Source organism: Vibrio sp. HENC-03, from assembly GCF_000305755.2.
GTDB lineage: Bacteria > Pseudomonadota > Gammaproteobacteria > Enterobacterales > Vibrionaceae > Vibrio > Vibrio owensii.
The window spans coordinates 240891-262780 of record NZ_JH976128.1; the positions used below are offsets into that span (position 1 = coordinate 240891).

General features: G+C 45.8%; 14 protein-coding genes. 10 read left to right on the plus strand and 4 right to left on the minus strand.

Going from position 1 to position 21890, the window contains the following annotated elements; translation table 11 throughout:
• Positions 1-55 precede the first annotated feature (55 nt).
• Positions 56-1243 carry a tyrosine--tRNA ligase gene (gene tyrS, locus VCHENC03_RS03940; protein WP_005439437.1) on the minus strand — a complete coding sequence of 396 codons (1188 nt, stop codon included), beginning with the start codon at positions 1241-1243 and terminating at the stop codon, positions 56-58.
• 130 nt (positions 1244-1373) lie between these two features.
• On the opposite strand from tyrS, the gene VCHENC03_RS03935 reads away from it, so the two are divergent.
• Positions 1374-2663: a peptidoglycan DD-metalloendopeptidase family protein gene (locus VCHENC03_RS03935; protein ID WP_005439427.1), complete on the plus strand. Its 1290-nt coding sequence runs from the start codon at positions 1374-1376 to the stop codon at positions 2661-2663.
• A gap of 38 nt (positions 2664-2701) precedes the next feature.
• Here the strand turns inward: VCHENC03_RS03935 and VCHENC03_RS03930 are convergent, their stop codons facing one another.
• The 3 genes from VCHENC03_RS03930 to erpA form a co-directional block, all read right to left on the minus strand.
• The gene (locus VCHENC03_RS03930; RefSeq protein ID WP_009707533.1) at positions 2702-5836 is read right to left on the minus strand and encodes an efflux RND transporter permease subunit; all 3135 of its coding nucleotides are present in this window, start codon (positions 5834-5836) and stop codon (positions 2702-2704) included.
• A gap of 9 nt (positions 5837-5845) precedes the next feature.
• Complete coding sequence (locus VCHENC03_RS03925; protein ID WP_009707534.1) at positions 5846-6961, minus strand: efflux RND transporter periplasmic adaptor subunit; 1116 nt, start codon at positions 6959-6961, stop codon at positions 5846-5848.
• A gap of 114 nt (positions 6962-7075) precedes the next feature.
• Positions 7076-7417, minus strand: coding sequence for an iron-sulfur cluster insertion protein ErpA (erpA, locus tag VCHENC03_RS03920; protein WP_005439421.1), 342 nt, complete (start codon positions 7415-7417; stop codon positions 7076-7078).
• Between the two features lie 246 nt (positions 7418-7663).
• Between erpA and hemL the strand changes: the two genes are divergently transcribed.
• The 9 genes from hemL to VCHENC03_RS03875 all read left to right on the plus strand — a co-directional run bounded on the left by hemL (position 7664) and on the right by VCHENC03_RS03875 (position 21856).
• Entirely contained in the window at positions 7664-8959 is a 1296-nt protein-coding gene (gene hemL / locus VCHENC03_RS03915) for a glutamate-1-semialdehyde 2,1-aminomutase (RefSeq protein ID WP_009707535.1), read from the plus strand.
• Positions 8960-9317: 358 nt separating this feature from the next.
• Entirely contained in the window at positions 9318-10403 is a 1086-nt protein-coding gene (locus tag VCHENC03_RS03910) for an AI-2E family transporter (RefSeq protein ID WP_009707537.1), read from the plus strand.
• Positions 10404-10479: 76 nt separating this feature from the next.
• Positions 10480-11505: a 16S rRNA (guanine(1207)-N(2))-methyltransferase RsmC gene (rsmC, locus tag VCHENC03_RS03905; protein WP_009707538.1), complete on the plus strand. Its 1026-nt coding sequence runs from the start codon at positions 10480-10482 to the stop codon at positions 11503-11505.
• A 228-nt stretch (positions 11506-11733) separates the two neighbouring features.
• Positions 11734-15120 carry a response regulator gene (locus VCHENC03_RS03900; RefSeq protein ID WP_005439415.1) on the plus strand — a complete coding sequence of 1129 codons (3387 nt, stop codon included), beginning with the start codon at positions 11734-11736 and terminating at the stop codon, positions 15118-15120.
• Between the two features lie 838 nt (positions 15121-15958).
• Positions 15959-17641, plus strand: coding sequence for an ABC transporter substrate-binding protein (locus VCHENC03_RS03895; RefSeq protein ID WP_009707539.1), 1683 nt, complete (start codon positions 15959-15961; stop codon positions 17639-17641).
• A 170-nt stretch (positions 17642-17811) separates the two neighbouring features.
• Positions 17812-18798: an ABC transporter permease gene (locus tag VCHENC03_RS03890; protein ID WP_005425282.1), complete on the plus strand. Its 987-nt coding sequence runs from the start codon at positions 17812-17814 to the stop codon at positions 18796-18798.
• Positions 18799-18800: 2 nt separating this feature from the next.
• Complete coding sequence (locus tag VCHENC03_RS03885; protein ID WP_005439412.1) at positions 18801-19826, plus strand: ABC transporter permease; 1026 nt, start codon at positions 18801-18803, stop codon at positions 19824-19826.
• 2 nt (positions 19827-19828) lie between these two features.
• Entirely contained in the window at positions 19829-20812 is a 984-nt protein-coding gene (locus VCHENC03_RS03880; protein ID WP_005439411.1) for an ABC transporter ATP-binding protein, read from the plus strand.
• A 48-nt stretch (positions 20813-20860) separates the two neighbouring features.
• Complete coding sequence (locus tag VCHENC03_RS03875) at positions 20861-21856, plus strand: ABC transporter ATP-binding protein (RefSeq protein WP_009707540.1); 996 nt, start codon at positions 20861-20863, stop codon at positions 21854-21856.
• Positions 21857-21890: the final 34 nt, after the last annotated feature.

Genomic DNA, 21890 nt, shown 5'->3' on the forward strand with positions numbered 1-21890 from the left:
AATTTTCATACAAAAAAAGCGCCCAGTAGGCGCTTTCATTTTGAACAGTTATTGATTACTTAATAGTAATTCGTGCGAATTTACGTTTACCAACTTGGAATACGTAAGTACCTGCTTCAGGTGCAAACTTCGCATCAGCAACTTTCTCGCCTTCAATCTTAGCTGCGCCTTGTTTAACCATGCGCATTGCTTCAGAAGTTGAAGCACATAGACCGGCTTCTTTCAGTAGGTTTGCTACTGGTGTACCCGCTTCAAAATCAAACTCAGGCATTTCATCTGGAATTTGGTTCTTAGCAAAACGGTTCACGAATTCTTGCTCTGCCGCATCGGCATCCGCTTCACTATGGAAACGAGCAATAATTTCTTTCGCTAGCAGTACTTTGATATCGCGAGGGTTCTTACCTGCTTCTACGTCAGCTTTGAACTGTGCAATTTCTTCCAATGGACGGAAAGACAGTAGCTCGTAGTAGCTCCACATTAGATCGTCAGAGATAGACATGATCTTACCAAACATTTCGCTTGGCGCTTCGCTGATACCAATGTAGTTGCCTGAAGATTTAGACATCTTCTTCTCGCCATCTAGACCAACTAGAAGAGGCATCATCAGTACAACTTGAGGTTTTTGACCGTGAGATTTTTGCAGCTCACGCCCCATTAGCAGGTTGAATTTTTGGTCAGTACCACCAAGTTCAACGTCCGTTTCCATTGCTACTGAGTCCCAACCTTGAAGTAGCGGGTACATGAACTCGTGGATAGCGATTGGTTGACCACCAGCGTAACGCTTTTTAAAGTCGTCACGTTCTAGCATACGAGCAACAGTTTGGTTCGCAGCAAGACGAATCATGCCTTCTGCGCCAAGCTCAGATAGCCACTCAGAGTTGAACTGAATTTTTGTCTTAGCTGGATCTAGGATTTTGAACACCTGCTCTTTGTACGTTTCAGCGTTGCGTAGAACGTCTTCACGACTTAGTGGTGGGCGAGTTGTGTTCTTACCTGTTGGATCACCAACCATCGCAGTGAAGTCACCGATTAGGAACGTCACTTCATGACCTAGTTCTTGGAACAAGCGAAGCTTATTGAAAATAACCGTATGGCCTAGGTGAATGTCAGGTGCTGTTGGATCGGCGCCCAATTTAATACGTAGAGGACGACCTTCTTTTAGTTTTGCGATCAGCTCTTCTTCTGGAATCAGCTCTTCAACACCGCGCTTAATCTCGGCTAATGCAGCTTCAATGCTCGCCATTCTTGTTCACTCCCACAGATTTGGCAAAAATATAATAGCTGAACATCTTACTTGAATAGCGATGCATTTTGAAACACGTTAGACTAGGTAGTTGTCAATTTTTACGTTTAATTTAGTAATCAAGTACCTCATGCATTCGATTTTTGTCCGACTACCACTCTTGCACAAAGTACTGATCGGTTTTTTTAGTGCGCTTATCATTGTCGCGCTGTTTTTCTTACCCGATCCGCAAGACCTCGATCCGCAGCAAAGCCGACTCAAAGTTGGTGAGCATTATTCGGTACCGATTTCCGTAGAATCACCCGAGCGCAGCACTTCTTCTAACCTCCCTTCTGTTTTGCGCTGGGAAACGTATAAAGTCAAAAATGGTGAGAGCGCTGCAGTCCTGTTTCAGCGCGTTGGTCTATCGCCTCGTCTTTTACATGAACTGATTACTTCCGATAAAGAAATCAAACAACAACTCACTCGACTTCGTCCTGGCGATAGACTCCAATTTGGCTTTGATGAAAACAACGACTTTATTCAACTTAAACGTACACTCAATGCCTTCGAAACTTTCCGTATAAAGCTGCAAGGCAGCAAATACGTTTCTGAAGTGGACAAGAAAGAAGTCGATTACCAGTTCAACTACGCAGAAGCGACCATCAAATCCAACTTCTGGAATGCAGGCATCTCATCAGGCTTGAATGCGAACCAAATTATGGAATTAGCCGGCATCTTTGGCTGGGACATCGACTTTGCTTTGGACATTCGTAAAAACGACACCTTCCGCGTGCTTTATCAAGAAGAAGTCGTCGAGGGTGAGGTTATTGGACGTGGCAAGATTATCGCCGCAGTCTTTAAAAACCAAGGTGATACCTTCACTGCGATTTTAGATGAGAAGAGCGGTAAGTACTTCGATGAAAATGGCAGAGCAATGAAGAAAGCGTTCTTGCGCGCTCCTCTGGATTTCCGCCGTGTGAGCTCTAACTTTAACCCCCGCCGTTTACACCCTGTAACGGGCAGAGTTCGTCCTCACCGAGGCACCGATTACGCTGCACCAGTTGGTACGCCAATTTGGGCTGCTGGTAATGGTGTGGTACAAAAGTCTGCTTATAACAAATTCAACGGCAACTATGTGTTTATCAAACACAGCAACACCTACATCACTAAGTATCTGCACTTGACGAAACGCACAGTGAAAACAGGGCAACGAGTGAAACAAGGGCAAACCATCGGTACTTTAGGCGGTACTGGCCGTGTAACCGGTCCACACCTGCACTACGAGTTCTTGGTTAACGGGGTTCATAAGAACCCAAGAACCGTGAAGCTGCCGCAATCGAAGTCTTTAACGGGTAAAGCGAAGCAAACCTTCATGGCGAATGCCAAAATCAGCATGGCGAAGCTGGATCGCTACAGTAAGTTACTCGCGATGAAGTAAAAAGATATGATTGTTTAGAACAACACCCAAGAGGCAGCCTAAGCTGCCTCTTTTGTTTGTGGTTCTTTTTCATCAAGGTTGTGTTCGCGACCAAGCATTAGAAGACAAGGCGTAAGCACCAACGTCAACACCGTAGCAAAAGCCAAACCGCCCGCAACTGCGGTTGCCAACTGAGACCACCATTGTGTGCTTGGCGCACCAAACTCAATCTTCTGATTCACTAAGTCGATGTTCATCTCTAACACCATTGGCAGTAAGCCAAGAATGGTAGTGACTGTGGTTAACAACACGGGGCGAAGACGTTGCACCCCAGTACGTAGAATCGCATCTGATTTCTCTAAACCGCGTCTACGCATTTGATTGTAAGTGTCGATCAATACGATGTTGTTGTTTACAACAATACCAGCCAGCGCAATCACCCCAATCCCCGACATAATGATGCCGAACGGTTTTTGGAAGATGAGCAAGCCGGCAAATACGCCAACCGTAGAGAACAACACAGCACTTAAAATCAAAAATGCTTGGTAGAAGCTGTTGAATTGAGTAATCAGGATCAAAGCCATCACACCTAGTGCAACCATGAAAGCACTTTGTAAAAACGCAGAAGAGTTCTCTTGCTCCTCGTTTTGACCGCGAATTTTAAACTCAATACCAGCAGGCAAGCCCAACTGCTCTACTTCTGCAGTTATCTTTGGTAATTCAAGGGCAAGGTTATAACCCTCAACCATGTCTGCTTTGATGTTCACTACGCGTCGGCCATCAACACGTCGAATCGTATCTTGTTTGTGATCAGGCTTAATCTGCGCAAAGTTAGTGATCGGAACTAAGCCAGCCGCCGTTTTCACGCGTAATTGATCAAAGCGGCCGATATCCCGCTTCTCTTGCGGATAACGCACTAAGATATCGACTTCTTCATCGGCATCATCGGGCAGATAATCACCAATCTTCAAACCGTTAGTCACAAACTGGACAGTATTACCAACCAAAGTCGCATCAGCAGCAAAGCGAGAAGCATCGTCTCTGCGGATATCAATCTGCCAATCAATCCCTTCTTTATTAGTGGTATCACTCAAGTTAGTTAAAGCTGGATTACGATCAGCCCAGTAACGAACCATTTTGGCTGCACTGTCTAACTGGTCAATGCTTGAATTTTGCGCCGACATTTCAATAACGAGATCATGCTCTACTGGCGGACCAGCATCGGGGAATTTGTACTCCAACTCCACGCCTGAGAATTGATTGGTAGTCTGTTTAAGCTCTTCAATGATGTCTTTCACTTTGCGACGATATTGCCAGTCAACAGGGGTAATCTGAATCTGACCAATCTCATCGCCATCATTTGAATCCGTTCCGGTACGCGTGTAGACACTTTCAAACTCATCATGCCCTAGCATGACTTTTTCGATCTCTTTCATCACGACGTCTTTTTCGTTGATCGACAAATCACCGTAAGAACGCACCTTGACGGTAAAGAATGCAGGGTCAACTTCTGGGAAGAATTCAGCGCCTAAGCCCGCTTTGCTATAAGTAAAGCCAACACCACCCGCGAGCAAAATCGCACTGAACAATACTTTTAACGGGTGACGAATCGCAATCGAAAGCGTCTTGTAATAGAGCTTGGTGATGCCAGTGGCTTTATCAAACTCACCATTATGCAGATCAACCATCTCTTGCTGGCTTTTTGGATTCACAACTTGGGGCTTACCAATAATCCCACCAATCACCGGAACAAAAAGTAGCGCCATCATCAGTGAGGCGGTCAGTGTTGCGATCAACGTTAACGGCAAGTACTTCATGAATTCGCCAGTAATATCTGGCCAAAACAATAAAGGAGCAAACGCAGCAAGGGTCGTCGCAGTCGATGCCGTAATAGGCCAAGCCATCCGTTTTGCCGCGTCTCGGTATGCTTCTTTACGTGGCGTACCTTCTTGCATCCGTCTATCAGCGAATTCGGTCACTACGATAGCGCCATCCACCAGCATACCTACCGCCATAATAAGCGCGAAGAGCACCACAATGTTGACTGTTAAGCCAAACACCGACAGCACTAACAAGCCCGTGAGGAAAGAACCGGGAATTGAGATACCAACCAAGAGAGCGGTTCGCACACCAAGTATCGCGATGATAACAATGACGACAAGAATGATGGCTGACAGAATGTTGTTTTGTAGATCGTTGAGCATCAGTTTGACGTCATCAGACTGATCCCACGTGTATTTGACTTGTAGGTTATTCGGCCACTCTGAACGCTTTTGTGCCTCAAGCATCACTTGTTTGACTAACTCAACCGTCTCAATGATGTTTTCACCCGCGCGTTTTTTGACGTTGAGTACAACAGCAGGGTTACCATCTAAACGAGCAAAACTCTCAGGATCGCGAAATGCCCTACGCACCGTCGCAACATCACCAAAGGTAATCACCTCTTTACCGTTCACCTTGATAGGTAGTTCTAGTACGTCTTTAAGAGAGTCAAACACAGAAGGAACTTTAACCGAGAAACGACCATATCCCGTATCGACAAAACCCGCAGCTACGACTCGGTTGTTAAGAGCAATCAAGTTGTAGATGTCAGCTTGATCCAAACCGTAGCTTTCCATCAACAACGGATCGACCACGATCTCTACGATATCTTCACGATCACCAGCAATATCGACTTCTAACACCTGACGATAGCTCTCTAACTTATCTCGCAATGCGCGAGCGATTTGTACGGTAGTGCGCTCGGGCACCGTGCCATACAAGACCACCGTCAAAACTGGTTCTTCTGATGCGAACGTCACTTCATTTACGGTTGGCTCATCACTGTCTTCAGGCAATTTAGGTTTGGCAAGATCCACAGCGTCGCGCACATCCGCCATCGCTTCGGCCAGATCGACGCCCACACTAAATTCAAGCGTGACCGAGGCATGACCTTCTGAAGCTACAGCAGTCATTTCTTTTACGCCTTCGATCGAACGCAACTCTTGCTCTATTGGGCGTACCAATAAACGTTCAGCATCAGTTGGCGAAATACCTTGGTGCCCAACGGAAACATAAATAATTGGGATGGTGATATCGGGGCTCGACTCTTTGGGAATCGTAATGTAGGTGATCACACCAGCAATCAAAATCATTACTAATAAGGTGAGCATGGTACGTGCACGCGATAACGCAGCATCAATCAAAGCAAACATATTGCCCCCTTACTGCTGATTCGCGGCTTCGATGGCGTCATCCACCTTGGTCGCCATCACTAAATCACCATCACGCGCAAAACCTTGTCCGAGCACAATGATGTCCACTTGGTCGCCCAATCCAGACAACCAAACGCCATCTTTTTCGGCTTTCACAAGTTGAATAGGAACAAAATGGACATGCTGATCACGCAGTGTCTTGATGCCAAGGTTGCCTTCTTCATCGAGCGCGAGCATGGCTGCGGTCACTTTTACGGCCAACACTTCGCTCAAAGACAACACGACTTCGGCACTGATCCCCGCCGGCATTGCACTCTCACGGTTATCAATTTCGATCTCAATTGGGAACGTATTGGTTGAAGTCGAAGACACACGTCCGATATAACGAATCGTGCCTTGATGGTGAACGTTGTTAATAGTACGAACGTCAGCGACTTGGCCTTCTTTTAAATACTGAATATGACGCTCGCTAACGTCCGCTTCGATGACTAACTTCTCAAGGTCAATAACGGTGGCAATCGGATCGCCAACACCAACAAAGTCACCAACTTCAACGAATCTATGGTCAAGAATGCCATCGAAAGGCGCTCTTACTTTGGTGTTTTTGAGTGCAGTTTCAACGTTACTTAGATTTGCTCGTGCATCAACCAAGGCAGCTTGCGCTGTGGCAAACGCAACTTCACCCTGTAAGCCTCGATTTTTCAGAGACTCTGCGGCTTTAAACTCTTTTTCTTTAACACGCAGCATCGCTTTGGCGCGTTTAAGCTGAATATCGAGGTCACGCTCATCAATATTGGCAATCACCTGCCCTTGCTTCACGCTTTGCCCTTTTTGCACATTCAAACTGATGATCTTACCTGCGACCTCAGCCCCTAGACGAGCTTGTCGATTTGGCGCAGTACGGCCGTACAGTTCAATGGTTTTGCTGGTTGGTTGGGCGGTAAAAGAGTTGAACATCACCTTAGCAACAGGTGTGTCTTCAGCTTGAGTGTTTGAAGGAGAAAACGTTTCGTCTTGTGCTTTAAGTTGACCCATTGCGAGCCAAGCAGCTAAAGCGATCACAAGCGTTAGAGAGACTAGCCATGGACGCTCTACAATACGACGTCCAAAAGAAGATCCAGACATACAAAGTCCTTTTTATTTTTAGCTCTCAGCTCTCTTTGGAACTGGGAGTGCGTTTACGTGACTTCCTGCTACGTAAAACTCAGGCAGCCAATTGGCTGCCTGTTGTCGTGTTAATTAAACACTGAATGATGCACCACAACCACAAGTTGTCGTCGCATTTGGGTTATTGACGAAGAAGCGAGCTCCTTCTAAACCTTCTGTGTAATCAACCACGCCACCGATTAGGTATTGCAGGCTCATTGGGTCTACAACCAGTGTTACACCACTGTTTACGATTGTTGTGTCGCCTTCATTTACGTTCTCATCAAATGTGAAGCCGTATTGGAAACCACTACAGCCACCACCAGTAATGTATACGCGTAATTTCAGCGCTGGGTTTTCTTCTTCCGCAATCAACGTTTGAACGCGAGATGCCGCGGCATCAGAAAAAGATAATGGTACGTTTACTTCGCTCACGAAGACCTCTCTCACTCGTGTAATGCGTCAAGCCTGAAGCAAGACGTCAAATTTGTGCTAATTAGAGCGATTATCCAATACCTGACCAACTCGTTCAAGTATTCACCGCCGATTCTTTATATCCGATGCTGATATGTAAGATTACAACGCCAGACAACACATAAATTACCCAAAACGTTTCTAACTTGAGATTAGCTAGGTACAATGCGCTCCACTTGGTCCGAGCAATCAAAAGAGGATAACCCCATGACCAAATCATCAGAGCTATATCAAAAGGCTCAGCAAACCATTCCTGGCGGTGTGAACTCACCAGTTCGTGCATTCAACGGCGTTGGCGGTTCTCCGCTATTTATCGAACGAGCAGACGGTGCCCTGATTTTTGATGCCGATGGTAAAGCGTACATTGATTACGTTGGCTCTTGGGGTCCTATGATTCTAGGTCATAACCACGCAGTAATCCGTGAAGCGGTTATCGATGCAGCACAACGCGGCCTAAGTTTCGGTGCACCAACTGAGATGGAAATTGCGATGGCTGAGCTTGTATCTGAGCTAGTGCCATCAATGGAACAAATCCGCATGGTGAGCTCTGGTACAGAAGCAACCATGAGTGCTATCCGTCTAGCTCGTGGCTTCACTGGTCGTGACAAGATCATGAAATTTGAAGGTTGTTACCACGGCCACGCTGACAGCTTGCTAGTAAAAGCGGGTTCTGGCGCACTAACTCTAGGTCAACCAAGCTCTCCTGGCGTTCCTGCAGATTTTGCTAAGCATACGCTAACGGCAACATTCAACGACCTAGATTCAGTACGTGAACTATTCGCAGCAAACAAAGGCGAAATCGCATGTATCATCGTTGAGCCAGTAGCGGGCAACATGAACTGTATCCCACCAGTAGAAGGTTTCCACGAAGGTCTTCGTGAAATCTGTGACCAAGAAGGCGCGCTACTGATTTTTGATGAAGTAATGACAGGCTTCCGCGTAGCACTAGGCGGCGCACAAGCACACTACAACATCAAACCAGACCTAACGACTCTAGGTAAAGTGATCGGTGGCGGCATGCCAGTGGGCGCTTTCGGTGGTCGTAAAGAAGTAATGCAATACGTAGCGCCGACAGGTCCTGTTTACCAAGCTGGTACGCTTTCAGGTAACCCTGTGGCGATGGCTGCGGGCTTTGCATGCTTGAACCTTCTAAAAGAAGAAGGCAACGAGAAACGTCTTGCGGCGAAAACAAAACAGCTTGCTGAAGGCTTCAAAGCACTTGCTGAGAAACACGGTATCCCAATGGTAGTAAACCAAGTGGGCGGCATGTTTGGCTTCTTCTTCACAGACCAAGAAACCGTAACGTGCTACGAAGACGTGACTAAGTGCGACGTTGAGCGCTTCAAACGTTTCTTCCACCTAATGCTAAAACACGGTGTATACCTTGCACCATCAGCATTCGAAGCAAGCTTTACTTCTCTTGCTCATGGTTCAAAAGAAATCGACGCAACACTAGAAGCAGCAGATCGCTGTTTCGCGATTCTAGCAGAAGAAGCTAAGTAAGCTTTTTACTCGCACACCAAAAGCAAAAAAGGACCTTCAGGGTCCTTTTTTATTGTCTGAGCTATGCTTGCCAATTAAAAATCACGAGAATAGCGAGTACGCCGATAACAATACCAAACCACGGTATGCGTTTGTTTTTCTTCTCACTCTGACACTTCTTGTCACCGTTACAACAACCCATTTTTCTATCTCTTGATTGATAACTGCCTGATTTGTGGTCATTATAACAAGGTCCGTTGCACCTTCCCAATTCAGCTATGTCATAAGCTTGAAAGAATCGTCGGTGCAAAGTAATAAAGGTTTGACGCTGTGGTATAAAGCGCTAGCCGTAACATCATCCGTAAGTTGGATTAATCCCATGCCGAACAATGTAAAAATCACGTCGAGTCACCGAGTGTTAGTTGTTGCACTACTCGCCGCTGCTTTTGCCTGCTATTTATTGGTTGAACCCTACGTAAACTCAATCGTAATGGCCTTTATCATCTCGCTACTTATGTTCCCAATACATGAGTGGTTTGAGAGCAAAATGCCTAACCATAAAAACTTGGTCTCACTACTCTCTTGTGTGGTTCTAACCTTTATTATTGTGATTCCATTGTTGTTTGTCTTTGCTGCCATCGTTCAGCAAGGTTCCGTCTTTTCTCAAAACACCTATAAGTGGGTGACCAATGGTGGAATCCAAGATATCTTCCAACACCCTTGGGTAGTCAAAGGTTTAGCGCTGGTTAATGAGTACTTACCTTTCGATAAAATAGAACCTCAAGCTATCGCAGAGAAAATTGGTCAATTCGCCACATCATTTGGCTCAAACCTTGTTGCTATCAGTGCAAAAATCCTTGGTGATGCGACGAACTTCCTGATGGACTTCTTCCTGATGCTGTTTGTGTTGTTCTTCCTGTTGCGTGATCACGATAAGATCATCTCAGCAATGCGCCACATCTTGCCGCTTTCTCGTAGCCAAGAAGACAAGATTCTGACCGAGATTGAACAAGTATCGAAATCCGCAGTTATGGGGTCATTCTTGACCGCAATAGCTCAAGGTTTTGCGGGTGGTATTGGCATGTGGTTGGCCGGCTTCCCTGGCCTGTTCTGGGGCACGATGATGGGCTTCGCGTCTTTCATTCCGGTCGTTGGTACCGCGTTAATTTGGATTCCAGCAGCCGCTTACTTGTTCCTAACTGGTGATACGACTTGGGCCATTTTCCTAACGGTGTGGAGTGTGGTCGTGGTTGGCTCTATTGATAACCTATTGCGTCCGCTGCTAATGCAAGGTAGCGCCGGCATGAACACCCTTATGATCTTCTTCTCGTTACTGGGAGGTCTGCATCTGTTTGGTTTGATTGGTCTTATCTATGGTCCATTGATCTTTGCCGTGACCATGGTGCTGTTTAATATCTACGAGGAGGAGTTCAAAGACTTCCTCAACCAACAAGACAACAGCTAGTCATCGCTTAAGCACTTCAAGCTTGGGGCAGATTGTGCGAAAATCTGCCCCTAATTATTTCTGATGAACCGAATTTATGTCTGCTTACATCGCACCTAGCCAAATTGCTCAGCGCCAATTTGAGTATTTCAACGGAAAACACGTTTTAGTCGCAGGAGAAGTTGAAGACTTGTTCCCGCTAGAGTTAGTGGAGCATTGCGAATCTGTAGAAGTGTTTACTTCCAACTACAGTTACTATCGCCAAATTCAAACCTCTGACAAAGTGAAAAGTCATTTTGGTTCTGAGTTTGACGTTGAAACACAAGCAGACATGGTCCTTTTATATTGGCCAAAAGCTAAAGCTGAAGCGGAATATCTGCTAGCGATGTTGATGGCTAAGTTAGGCATCAATACAGAAATCGTTGTGGTTGGTGAAAACCGTTCAGGTGTAAAAAGCATCGAGAAGATGTTCAAAGAGTACGGTCCCGTGAAGAAGTACGACACCGCTCGTCGCTGTTCATTTTACTGGGGAACTTGCCTTAACCAGCCAAAGCCTTTCAATCAAGTCGACTGGTTTAAATCTTACGAAATTACACTCGGTGAACAATCACTTACCGTTAAGAGCCTACCTGGCGTATTCAGCCATGGTGAGTTTGACCTAGGCAGTCGTCTTCTGTTGGAAACCTTACCAAAACTTTCAGGCAAGGTGCTGGACTTTGGTTGTGGTGCTGGTGTGCTGGGTGCATTTATGGCTCAAGCAAACCCAGAGATTGCGATTGAGATGTGTGATATTAACGCTTATGCCATTACCTCTAGCCAAGCAACACTCGAAGCGAATGGGTTATCAGGTCGTGTTTTTGCCTCAGATATCTACTCAGACACGGCTAATGACTACCGTTTTATTGTCAGTAACCCACCATTCCACAGTGGCTTAGACACAAACTACAACGCAGCAGAAACTCTGTTAGGTCAAGCACCAAAGTATATGACGGCCAACGGTGAAATGGTCATTGTGGCGAACAGTTTCTTGCAGTATCCGCCAATTATTGAGAAAGCATTCAATAATTGCGAGACGCTAAATAAGACCAATAAATTCTCTATCTACTACGCTAAAAAATCGTAGCACTTCCTTGTGCAGGTGAATTCCTGCGCAATCCATTGCTGAATTTTACACAACTCAAAGAAAAACTGCGTCGCTACCCACGCTTTGCAATCAACTTTCTTGTCAAAGAAAAAAAACTCGTTAATTTTGTTAATTCTATCGAATTTAACTTCTTGCCCGTTTTTAACGAGAACCTTGGCAAGCGCCAACCAATCGGTCGCTGCCCTTTAACGAGTTGTAATCTTATCCATGTTTAAATTCTACAAAAAGCAGAAATTTAAGCGCCTGCAAAGCACGCTAATGACCGCATTTTTGGTTCTTAGTATTACGCCCCTGACGATCACTGCGATTTTCTTCCTGCAATCACACAGTAAAGATCTCCAAGAGCAGAGTACATCGCACCTACTCTCTGTTCGTGATACTAAGCAACAGCAGATCATTGACTACTTCGCTGCGCAAGAAACGGAAGTGATGGGCTTCGTACGCTCAGAACTTGCCTATGCCAGTGGCGGACGCTTCTACGGCTTGGTCAACGCATTTAGCCGTTTAGGGCACGATATTGACGAAGCGAGAGAAAACGCACAGCACCGCTACATCAAAGGCAGTGGCGATCAAATCAAAACGTCGATTTTGCCGGAATCGTCCAACTATGTTGGTAGCGAACGCTACCGCCTACTCCACAAACGCTACCATTGGGCGTACCTAGAACTGCTGAAACGTTCTGATTTCAATGATATTTTGTTGGTCGACATTGACGGCAATGTCACGTACTCCATCAATAAAGATGACAACTACGGCACAAACCTACTAACCGGTCGCTATAAAGAGACGGCGTTAGGTCGTACCTTTAAACGTTTATCAGAAGACGTCAGTGCACGCCGAAAAGTCAATGAAGATTACACCCCAGTGGTCGTGTCTGACTTTGATATCGAAAACGGAAAGCAAGTTGCTTGGTTAGGTGCGCCTATTGTTCAGCAAGGCTACCTCCACAGTTACGCTATGTTCCGTTTGCCAAATAACGGCATTACCAAGCTTATTGCGGAAATTAACCGTGATTCATCCATTGAAACCTTGCTTGTTGGTAGTGACCACAAACCTAGAACCATCAATACCAAACAAGAAGATATCCAAAACAGCTTAGAAATCGTGGATAAAGCGTTGGCCGGTGACACTGAAGTAGGTACTTACAGTAACCGCTTAGGTGAAGAGATGATTGCGGCGTTTGCGCCAATTGAAACTCGTGGCCTTACTTGGGCATTAGTCGTGCAACTTCCGGAAAAAGAAGCCTTTGCGCGTGTCCACCAGCTTGAAAAACTGTTTGTGATTGCGATGTTAATTGCGATCGTATTGGTAGTTATCGCCTCACATTACTTATCTAACTTCATCACCTCTCCACTCCTCAAGCTGACTTGGGCTGCAGAGAAAGTGTCCGCAGGTGATTTGGATGAAACGACCTTTAACACCGAACGAAAAGACGAGATTGGACGTCTTGCGATCAGCTTTGAGCGTATGCAACGCTCTATTCGTGAAAAGATTCAAACCATCAAGCAGCAAAATGAAGAGTTAGAAAGCAACATCAAGCTGATCCAAAAGCAAAACGAAGAATTACAGCTGGCTGATAAGCTGAAAGATGAGTTCCTTGCGACAACCTCCCATGAACTTCGCACGCCATTACACGGTATGGTTGGTATTGCAGAAACCTTGGTATCTGGCGCAAATGGGGCTATTCCGGCTAGCCAGAAATATCAATTGGACATCATCATCAAGAGTGGTCAACGCCTAGCGAACCTCGTTGATGACTTATTGGATTACCACAAGATGCGCTATGGCAGCATGGATATCCAAAAGTCAGCAGTGAGTTTAGCAAGTGCCACACGCTTAGTATTAGAGCTTTCCGGTCACCTATTGGGTAACAAGACTATCCGCATCATTAACCAAGTGCCTGCGGATTTGAAAGCTGTCTCAGCGGATCCTCAGCGCTTAGAACAAGTGCTGTACAATTTGATCGGTAATGCCATCAAGTACACCTCTGAAGGTAAGATCGTCATTTCAGCAATGGTTGTTGACGATCAAGTTCGAGTGCAAGTCGTGGATACAGGTCAAGGCATCCCTGCAGAGCATCTAGAACATATCTTCGAACCTCTGATTCAAGCAGGTCAAGACGCGAGTCGCTACCGTCAAGGTGCGGGATTGGGTCTATCAATCAGCCGTCAACTTATTGAGTTGATGGGCGGTTCATTGTATGTGAGCAGTCAACCTATGGTAGGCACCACATTCAGCTTTACCCTGCCGCTGGCAAGTGAAGAAGAGATCCAAGCTACACAGAGCCTTGCCGCTCGTGGGCACTTCCAAATCCCTGAGGCAAATTTTGAGAACAACGATGACTTGTCTCTGCCAGAGAACCCAGACGGTCCATTGCTTTACGTTGCCGATGATGAACCAGTTAACCTGCGCGTTCTAGAAAGCTTCCTAAGGTTGGAAGGCTATCGCGTTCGTACAATTTCTGATGGTCCAGAAACGCTGGCGTTGATTGAACAAGAAAAGCCAGAATTGCTTTTATTGGACATCATGATGCCGGGAATGAGTGGATACCAAGTGTGTAGCGAGCTTCGTGAAACTTACGATCATGCAGAGCTACCAATCATCATGCTGACCGCATTAAGCCAAACAGAGGACCGAGTGAGAGGCTTTGAAGCGGGCGCGAATGATTACCTGACAAAACCATTCAACAAACAAGAGCTAGCGGCACGTATTCAGGCGCATCTAACGGCAAGTAAAGCGGAAATGCGACACATCGAAAACAAGTTATTAGAGTCGGAACTGCGCCAACGTGCAGAAGTCGAAGCGAGCTTGTTGGAGACCCAAGGCCGATTACTAGAGCAACTAGAATCTGCACCAGAAGCCATTATTTGTCTTCGTGAAGATCAACGCATTCGCTTTGCTAATGAAGCGGCCTGTAAGCTGTTTAAACGCAGCTTAGAACAGTTGAAGCGCTCTTCAGCAGACGAATTGATCGCACCTAAGTTCTTGACGGTTAAGCAGCCTCACTACTGTGGCAAGATTGATATCTACATTGAAGATATTCGCCAAAACATCGAAGCCGACATTCTAAAACTGCCAGAAGGCTCTGGTTTGGATGTAATGTACATCTTTAATGTCGGCGGCGGTGCTAACGCTGCTCGTATCCACAACCTAGAGACGGCAGTTGAAGTGCTTTCATGTTACGCATTCGATGGTGACAAAGACCAACTTCAGAAGCTAAAAGAGCTTGGCGGAGAATTTACACGCTTGGCAGATAAAGCTTTGGGTAACAAGAAAGACAAACAAGAGCTGCTGCGTGAGGTTCTTGTCGATACCATGACCCATGCATTGGAATACTGGGAATCTGTTACCGGAGAAACCAAGTTTGCGTTTGCTGAGCAAAGTGGCTTGTGGCGCGTTTACCTAGACCGCAGTACCTTGCAGACCCGTACCCTAGATAAATACATGCGTATCGAGACATTACCTAAAACACCACGTTGGAGAACGGTATTAAGCTCGATTGAGTTTATCTTAGAGCACTGTAAAGAACAGAGCCCAGAACGAGCATACATTGAAGCTCAGCGCGACAAAATGCAGAGACTTTTAACAAGCTAGTTGCACAACACACAAATAACAGCCCCGCATTTAGCGGGGCTTTTTTATATGTTCTACTAAAACTCACGCTTTATGATTTAGATAGCAAGACGACCACTCAAGCTCTAATCTATATCTACTCAGTTACTCTCCATATCCCACTTAGCTCATCTTTTATCAGTTCATGTAGAGTTGGAAGCAAGCTATCAAAAAAGCCATTCTAGACACCCTCTACGTACGAATTTGAGCGGCTACTTTCTGGATAATTCCAGACGTAATTTATTACCCTAAAGTACTCTAAAAACACTTCCTTTCCCTCATAAAAAAAGCATAATCAGCAGCCAAATTTTGCTGTTAAAAACCTCTGTTTTTTACTCAGCAAGGGAAATTAGGCCAACATTTGATGGAGATTGCGAAGTCAATCACAACAGAACGGCAGATTAAATTTCACCTAGTTAATTAACAAAAAAATCGTGTGTGAGCCAGATCGCCAAAGCATTACAAGCCCACAAAACCATTAATTTAAAAGAGATTAAGAGTAAGTAAACACTAACACACAAAGTTAAGGTGGATATAAACTGCGACGCATATCAACGTTTACTTTTTAGCCTTACCAGGCTTAAAAACGAACAAAATGACGTTTATGACGGAGTTGGTGCGGTTTTTAACGTTTTTAACGGGAATCGAGTTTGATTATTTTGTGGATAAGGTGTTTTCTTACTCCTGCCTAAGGCCTACAGGCCACTCTTAGAGCGAAACAAATTTAATGTGGAGCGAAGAGGTGGGCCTTGGAGAGTGTTTATCAATTGATGACATTCAATTCCATTAGTGAAATGAAAGCAAATAGTAAGGAACAGCTATGCTTGCCAATATTAAAAAAACAGCACTAGCAACAGCAATTATTGCAACGGCTACTACAGGTTTTGCATCAGTAGCTACAGCCGCTGAGCGCAGTGAACTGACTATCCACCCTAAAGAGTTTACAACTTTTGTTCGTAACTTTAACCCTTTCTTGGGTGCAACAAACCTGCACACAACTACTGACTTTATCTACGAGCCACTAGTTGTTTTCAACGAAATGCACGGTAACACACCGGTATTCCGTCTAGCAGAAAACTTCCAAATGTCTGACGACCTAATGAGCGTAACTTTCGATATTCGTAAAGGCGTAAAATGGTCTGACGGCGAAGCGTTTACCGCTGATGACGTTGTTTACTCTTTCAACCTAGTTAAAGAGAAGCCAGAGCTAGACCAATCTGGTATCAACTCTTGGGTAACTGGCGTAGAGAAAGTTAACGATTACCAAGTTAAGTTCCGTCTAAGCGAAGCAAACTCAAACGTTCCTTACGAAATTGCTAAAGTACCAGTTGTACCTAAGCACGTATGGAGCAAAGTGAAAGATCCATCAACATTCACTAACGAAAATCCAGTAGGTTCTGGCCCATTCACAGTGATCGACACTTTCACTCCTCAACTGTACATCCAGTGTGAAAACCCGAACTACTGGGATGCAGCTAACCTAGACGTTGACTGTCTGCGTGTTCCTCAAATCGCGAACAACGACCAGTTCCTAGGTAAGATTGTTAACGGCGAAATGGACTGGACCTCTTCATTCGTTCCAGACATCGACCGCACTTACGCAGCAGCAAGCCCTAAACACCACTACTGGTACCCGCCAGCAGGTACTCAAGCGTTCGTAGTAAACTTCAAGAACCCAGATGCAGCGAAGAACGAAGCACTAACTAACGTTGACTTCCGTCGCGCATTCTCTATGGCTCTTGACCGTCAAACTATCATTGATATCGCATTCTACGGCGGCGGTACTGTGAACGACTTCGCATCTGGTCTTGGCTACGCATTCGAAGCTTGGTCTGACGAGAAGACTCACGACAAGTTCAAGGGTTACAACTCTTACAACGCTGAAGGCGCTAAGAAACTTCTAGCGAAAGCTGGCTTTAAAGATGTAAACAAAGACGGTTTCGTTGATACGCCATCAGGTAAGTCTTTTGAGCTTCTAATCCAATCTCCAAACGGTTGGACTGACTTCAACAACACTGTACAACTTGCTGTTGAGCAACTTGCTGAAGTAGGCATCAAAGCACGTGCTCGTACACCAGATTTCTCTGTGTACAACCAAGCAATGCTTGAAGGTACTTACGACGTCGCGTACACCAACTACTTCCACGGCGCAGACCCATACACTTACTGGAACAGTGCTTACAACTCAGCGCTACAATCTGGTGACGGTATGCCTCGCTTCGCGATGCACTTCTACAAGAACGAGAAACTAGATGGTCTTCTAAACAGCTTCTACAAAACAGCTGACAAGCAAGAGCAGCTAGAAATCGCTCACGGTATTCAGCAAATCATCGCTCAAGACCAAGTGACTATCCCTGTGATGTCTGGTGCTTACATGTACCAATACAACACAACTCGCTTCACTGGTTGGTGGAACGAAGAAAATCCTAAGGGCCGTCCAAACATTTGGGCTGGTATCCCAGAGCGTCTACTTCACGTACTGGACCTAAAACCAGTTAAATAAGTAGAAGTTCATGTCTAGCGGCGCACATCCCGTGTGCCGCCTATAAAAATCCCCTTGTTACTAAACCAACATATGGCGCTCGTCGTCAGGGGATTTTTCGCTCTAAATTTCGCTAGGAGCGACCTGAAACCAGAAACAGGGAAAAAATCTGGGTGAGTAAGGTGTGAGTTATGGGTTATTTTTTAAGACGTTTGTCGTTCTATCTTGTCGCGCTCTTGGTTGCAGCGACGTTAAACTTCATTATTCCGCGAGCAATGCCTGGTGACCCAGTTACCATGATGTTTGCTAACGCATCAGTACAGGTAACACCAGAGCGAATCGCAGCAATGAAAGAGCTGCTAGGTTTCGTAGATGGTCCAATCTACATTCAGTACCTGTCGTACATCAAAAACATTCTAAGCTGGGAGCTAGGTACTTCTATCCAGTTCTACCCGCTTTCAGTTAACTCTCTTCTAGGTGGCGCATTCGGTTGGTCATTGTTCCTAGCAGGTACTGCAGTTGTACTATCGTTCTCGATTGCTTCTGTACTAGGTATCTTCGCAGCTTGGAAACGTGGTAGCCGATACGATGCATTCGTAACACCGGGCACACTGATCATTCAAGCGATTCCACAAATGGTTATCGCGATGCTAGCGCTGTTCATCTTTGCCATCGGTCTTAAGTGGTTCCCATCAGGCTACGCCTACACCCCGGGTACTGTGCCAGATTGGACAAGCTGGGAGTTTCTAAAAGACGTGGGTTACCACGCTATTCTTCCATTGTTCTGTGCGACGATTGTTCAGATTGGTGGCTTCCTAGTAAACATGCGTAACAACATGATCAACCTTCTTGCTGAAGATTACATCACAATGGCAAAAGGTAAGGGTCTGAGCGAAAACCGAGTAGTATTCAACTACGCAGCTCGTAACGCACTTTTACCAAGTGTAACCGCACTTTCAATGTCTCTAGGTATGGCAATCGGTGGTCAGCTAATCATCGAGATGATCTTCAACTACCCAGGTCTAGGTACGGTTCTTCTAAACGCAATTCACGCACGTGACTACCAAGTACTTCAAGGTCAGCTAATCATCATGACGATGTTCATGCTGTGCTTCAACCTAATGGCTGACATGCTGTACATGATTCTAGACCCTCGCCTACGTAAGGGAGGCAAATAATCATGAAAGAACTATTTAAACTGATTTTAGGTAACGCGTTCGCGCGTGTTGGTTTGGCGATTATCTCGTTATTCATCTTTGTCGCCGTTGCCGCTCCGTTGATCACTCAGCACGCGCCAGATAAGCGCACTGGTAACCCACATGAATACCCTGGATTTGTTGTAAAACAAGCACAAAACAACCCTGATGGCTGGGTTGCTAAAAACCTAGCAGATGACCGTCGTACGCTGCTTATGTCGAAAAAAGCGGACCACGTACTAGGCACATCTCGTATGGGTCGTGACATCTGGTCTCAAGTTGCTTATGGCGCTCGAGTATCTCTAGGTGTGGGTTTTGGTGCGGGTGTTATCGTGTGTTTCCTAGCAACCGTTATTGGTATCTCAGCAGGTTACTTCGGCGGTCGTGTCGATGACGTACTGAGTGCTGCAATGAACATCATGCTGGTTATTCCACAGTTACCACTCCTGTTCGTACTCGCTGCGTTTATCGGGGAGGCAGGGCCGCTCACCATTGCCTTGATTATCGCCGGTACTTCCTGGGCTTGGGGTGCACGTGTTGTGCGAGCTCAAACCATGGCACTACGAGAAAAAGAATTCGTTAAAGCCGCAGAAGTACTGGGTGAGTCACCAATTCGCATCATCTTCGTTGAGATTTTGCCAAACCTAATCCCAATCGTTGGTGCAAGCTTCATCGGCTCGGTAATGCTAGCAATCAACACGGAAGCGGTAATTTCGTTCCTAGGCCTAGGCGATGCAAACACCATCAGTTGGGGCATCATGCTGTACAACGTACAGACTTCATCAGCGATGCTTATCGGCGCATGGTGGGAAGTTCTAGCACCTTGTATTGCACTAACTCTATTGGTGACAGGCCTTGCTCTACTGAACTTCGCAGTCGATGAAATTGCTAACCCGCAGCTTCGTTCTCACAAAGGCATGAAGCGCTGGAAGAAAATGGCAGCACAAGACAAGAAAGAACGTGAGCCAGAATTGGCACCACAAAATGCACTATGGAGCGGAGATAAATAATCATGACTGCACCACTAATTTCTATCCGTAACCTATGCGTAGACTACATTACAGATGCGGGCGATGTCCGCGCCTGTAACAACGTCAGCTTCGACATTGCACCAGGCGAAGTATTTGGCCTAGCAGGTGAATCTGGCTGTGGTAAATCAACCGTTGCATTCTCGCTAATGCGCCTTCATAAGCCGCCAGCGTTTATCACTGGTGGTGAGGTTATCTTCAATGGCGAAGATATCCTTCAATACAGCGATGAGCGTATGCAGTCGTTCCGCTGGAGCGAAATGTCGATGGTATTCCAAAGTGCGATGAACGCTTTGAACCCAGTACTAACGATGGAAGAGCAGTTCTGTGACGTAATCATGCGTCACACCAACATGACCCGCGCTCAAGCCAAAGTTCGTGCAGAAGGTCTATTGGAAATCGTTGATATCCACCCTAGCCGACTAAGCGATTACCCACACCAATTCTCTGGCGGTATGCGTCAGCGTCTGGTTATTGCTATCGCTTTGGCTCTGAACCCGAAAATGATCATCATGGACGAACCTACAACGGCACTAGACGTGGTAGTTCAACGTGAGATTCTGCAAAAAATCTATGCACTTAAAGAAGAGTTTGGCTTCTCGATTCTGTTCATCACCCATGACTTGTCATTGATGGTCGAGTTCTCTGACCGCATCGGCATCATGTACTCAGGTGAACTGATTGAAGTCGCGCCTTCTAAGCAAATTCTGGAAAGTCCTTACCACCCTTACACAAAAGGTTTGGGTAGCTCTTTCCCTCCACTAACTGGTCCTAAGACCAAATTGACTGGTATTCCAGGCAACCCTTTGAACCTATTAGAAGTTCCTCAAGGTTGTCGATTCCAAGCTCGTTGTGACCGTGTCCATGAAGCTTGTACGCGAGTACCAACTCAGCTGCGTCAAATTGAACCTGGTCGTCTCTCAAACTGCCACTTGTATGGCGACACGATTGCTCAAGCTAAGGTTTAACAACAAAAAATAACGCTAGCTAAGAAAAAAATTACACTGGAGAGAATTATGAGCAAACAATTCGGCGAATTGCTGGTTGAAGGTAAAAATGTCGTTAAGGACTTCCCTTTAAACAGTAACTCAATCAAACAATCTAAGATGCGTGCAATCAACGACGTATCTTTCAAAATGTACAAAAGCCGCGGTTTATCAGTGGTAGGTGAGTCTGGCTCAGGTAAATCTACTACCGCAAAAATGATTGCGAAAATGTACGCCCCAACCGATGGCATCATCGAGTACAAAGGTCGTGATATTCAAGACATCACTTCTCGTCACGATTTGATGGCTTACCGTGAAGGCGTGCAAATGGTATGGCAAGACCCGTTTGGCTCGCTAAACCCAACACACAACATCTTCCACCATATTGCTCGTCCTCTTCTCATCCACAAGAAGGTATCACCGGGCAACAAAAAAGAGTTGGAAGAGCGCGTGTACGACCTACTAGAACAAGTTGGTCTTATTCCACCAAAAGAAACGGCGCAAAAGTTCCCACACCAACTTTCTGGTGGTCAACGTCAGCGCGTGAACTTGGCTCGTAACATTGCAGTTGGTGCAGAAGTGGTACTGGCTGACGAACCAACATCAATGCTTGACGTATCGATCCGTGCTGGTGTTCTTAACCTGATGGAAGAGATGAAGTTTGAGAAGCAAATGTCTCTTCTTTACATCACTCACGACATCGCGACAGCGCGTTACATTGCTGAAGATCTTGCGGTTATGTACGTGGGTCACATGGTTGAGTGGGGTGACACAGAGGAAATCATTCACGATCCTCAACACCCATACACGCAACTACTGGTTTCAGCCGTGCCAGATCCATCAAAGTCAATTCACGAGAAGTTGAAAGGCAACAAAGGTGAAATCCCACTTTGGACGCCAGAATCCGTCGGTTGTCCATTTGCAGGACGCTGTGTTCATGCCACAGAAAAATGTCGCGAGCGACTGCCTGGTGTGACGCAACTGTCTGATAACCATTTTGTTCGTTGTTACTTATTCGAAGATTAATCATAACGAGGGTCAGGTATCAATCTGACCCCTT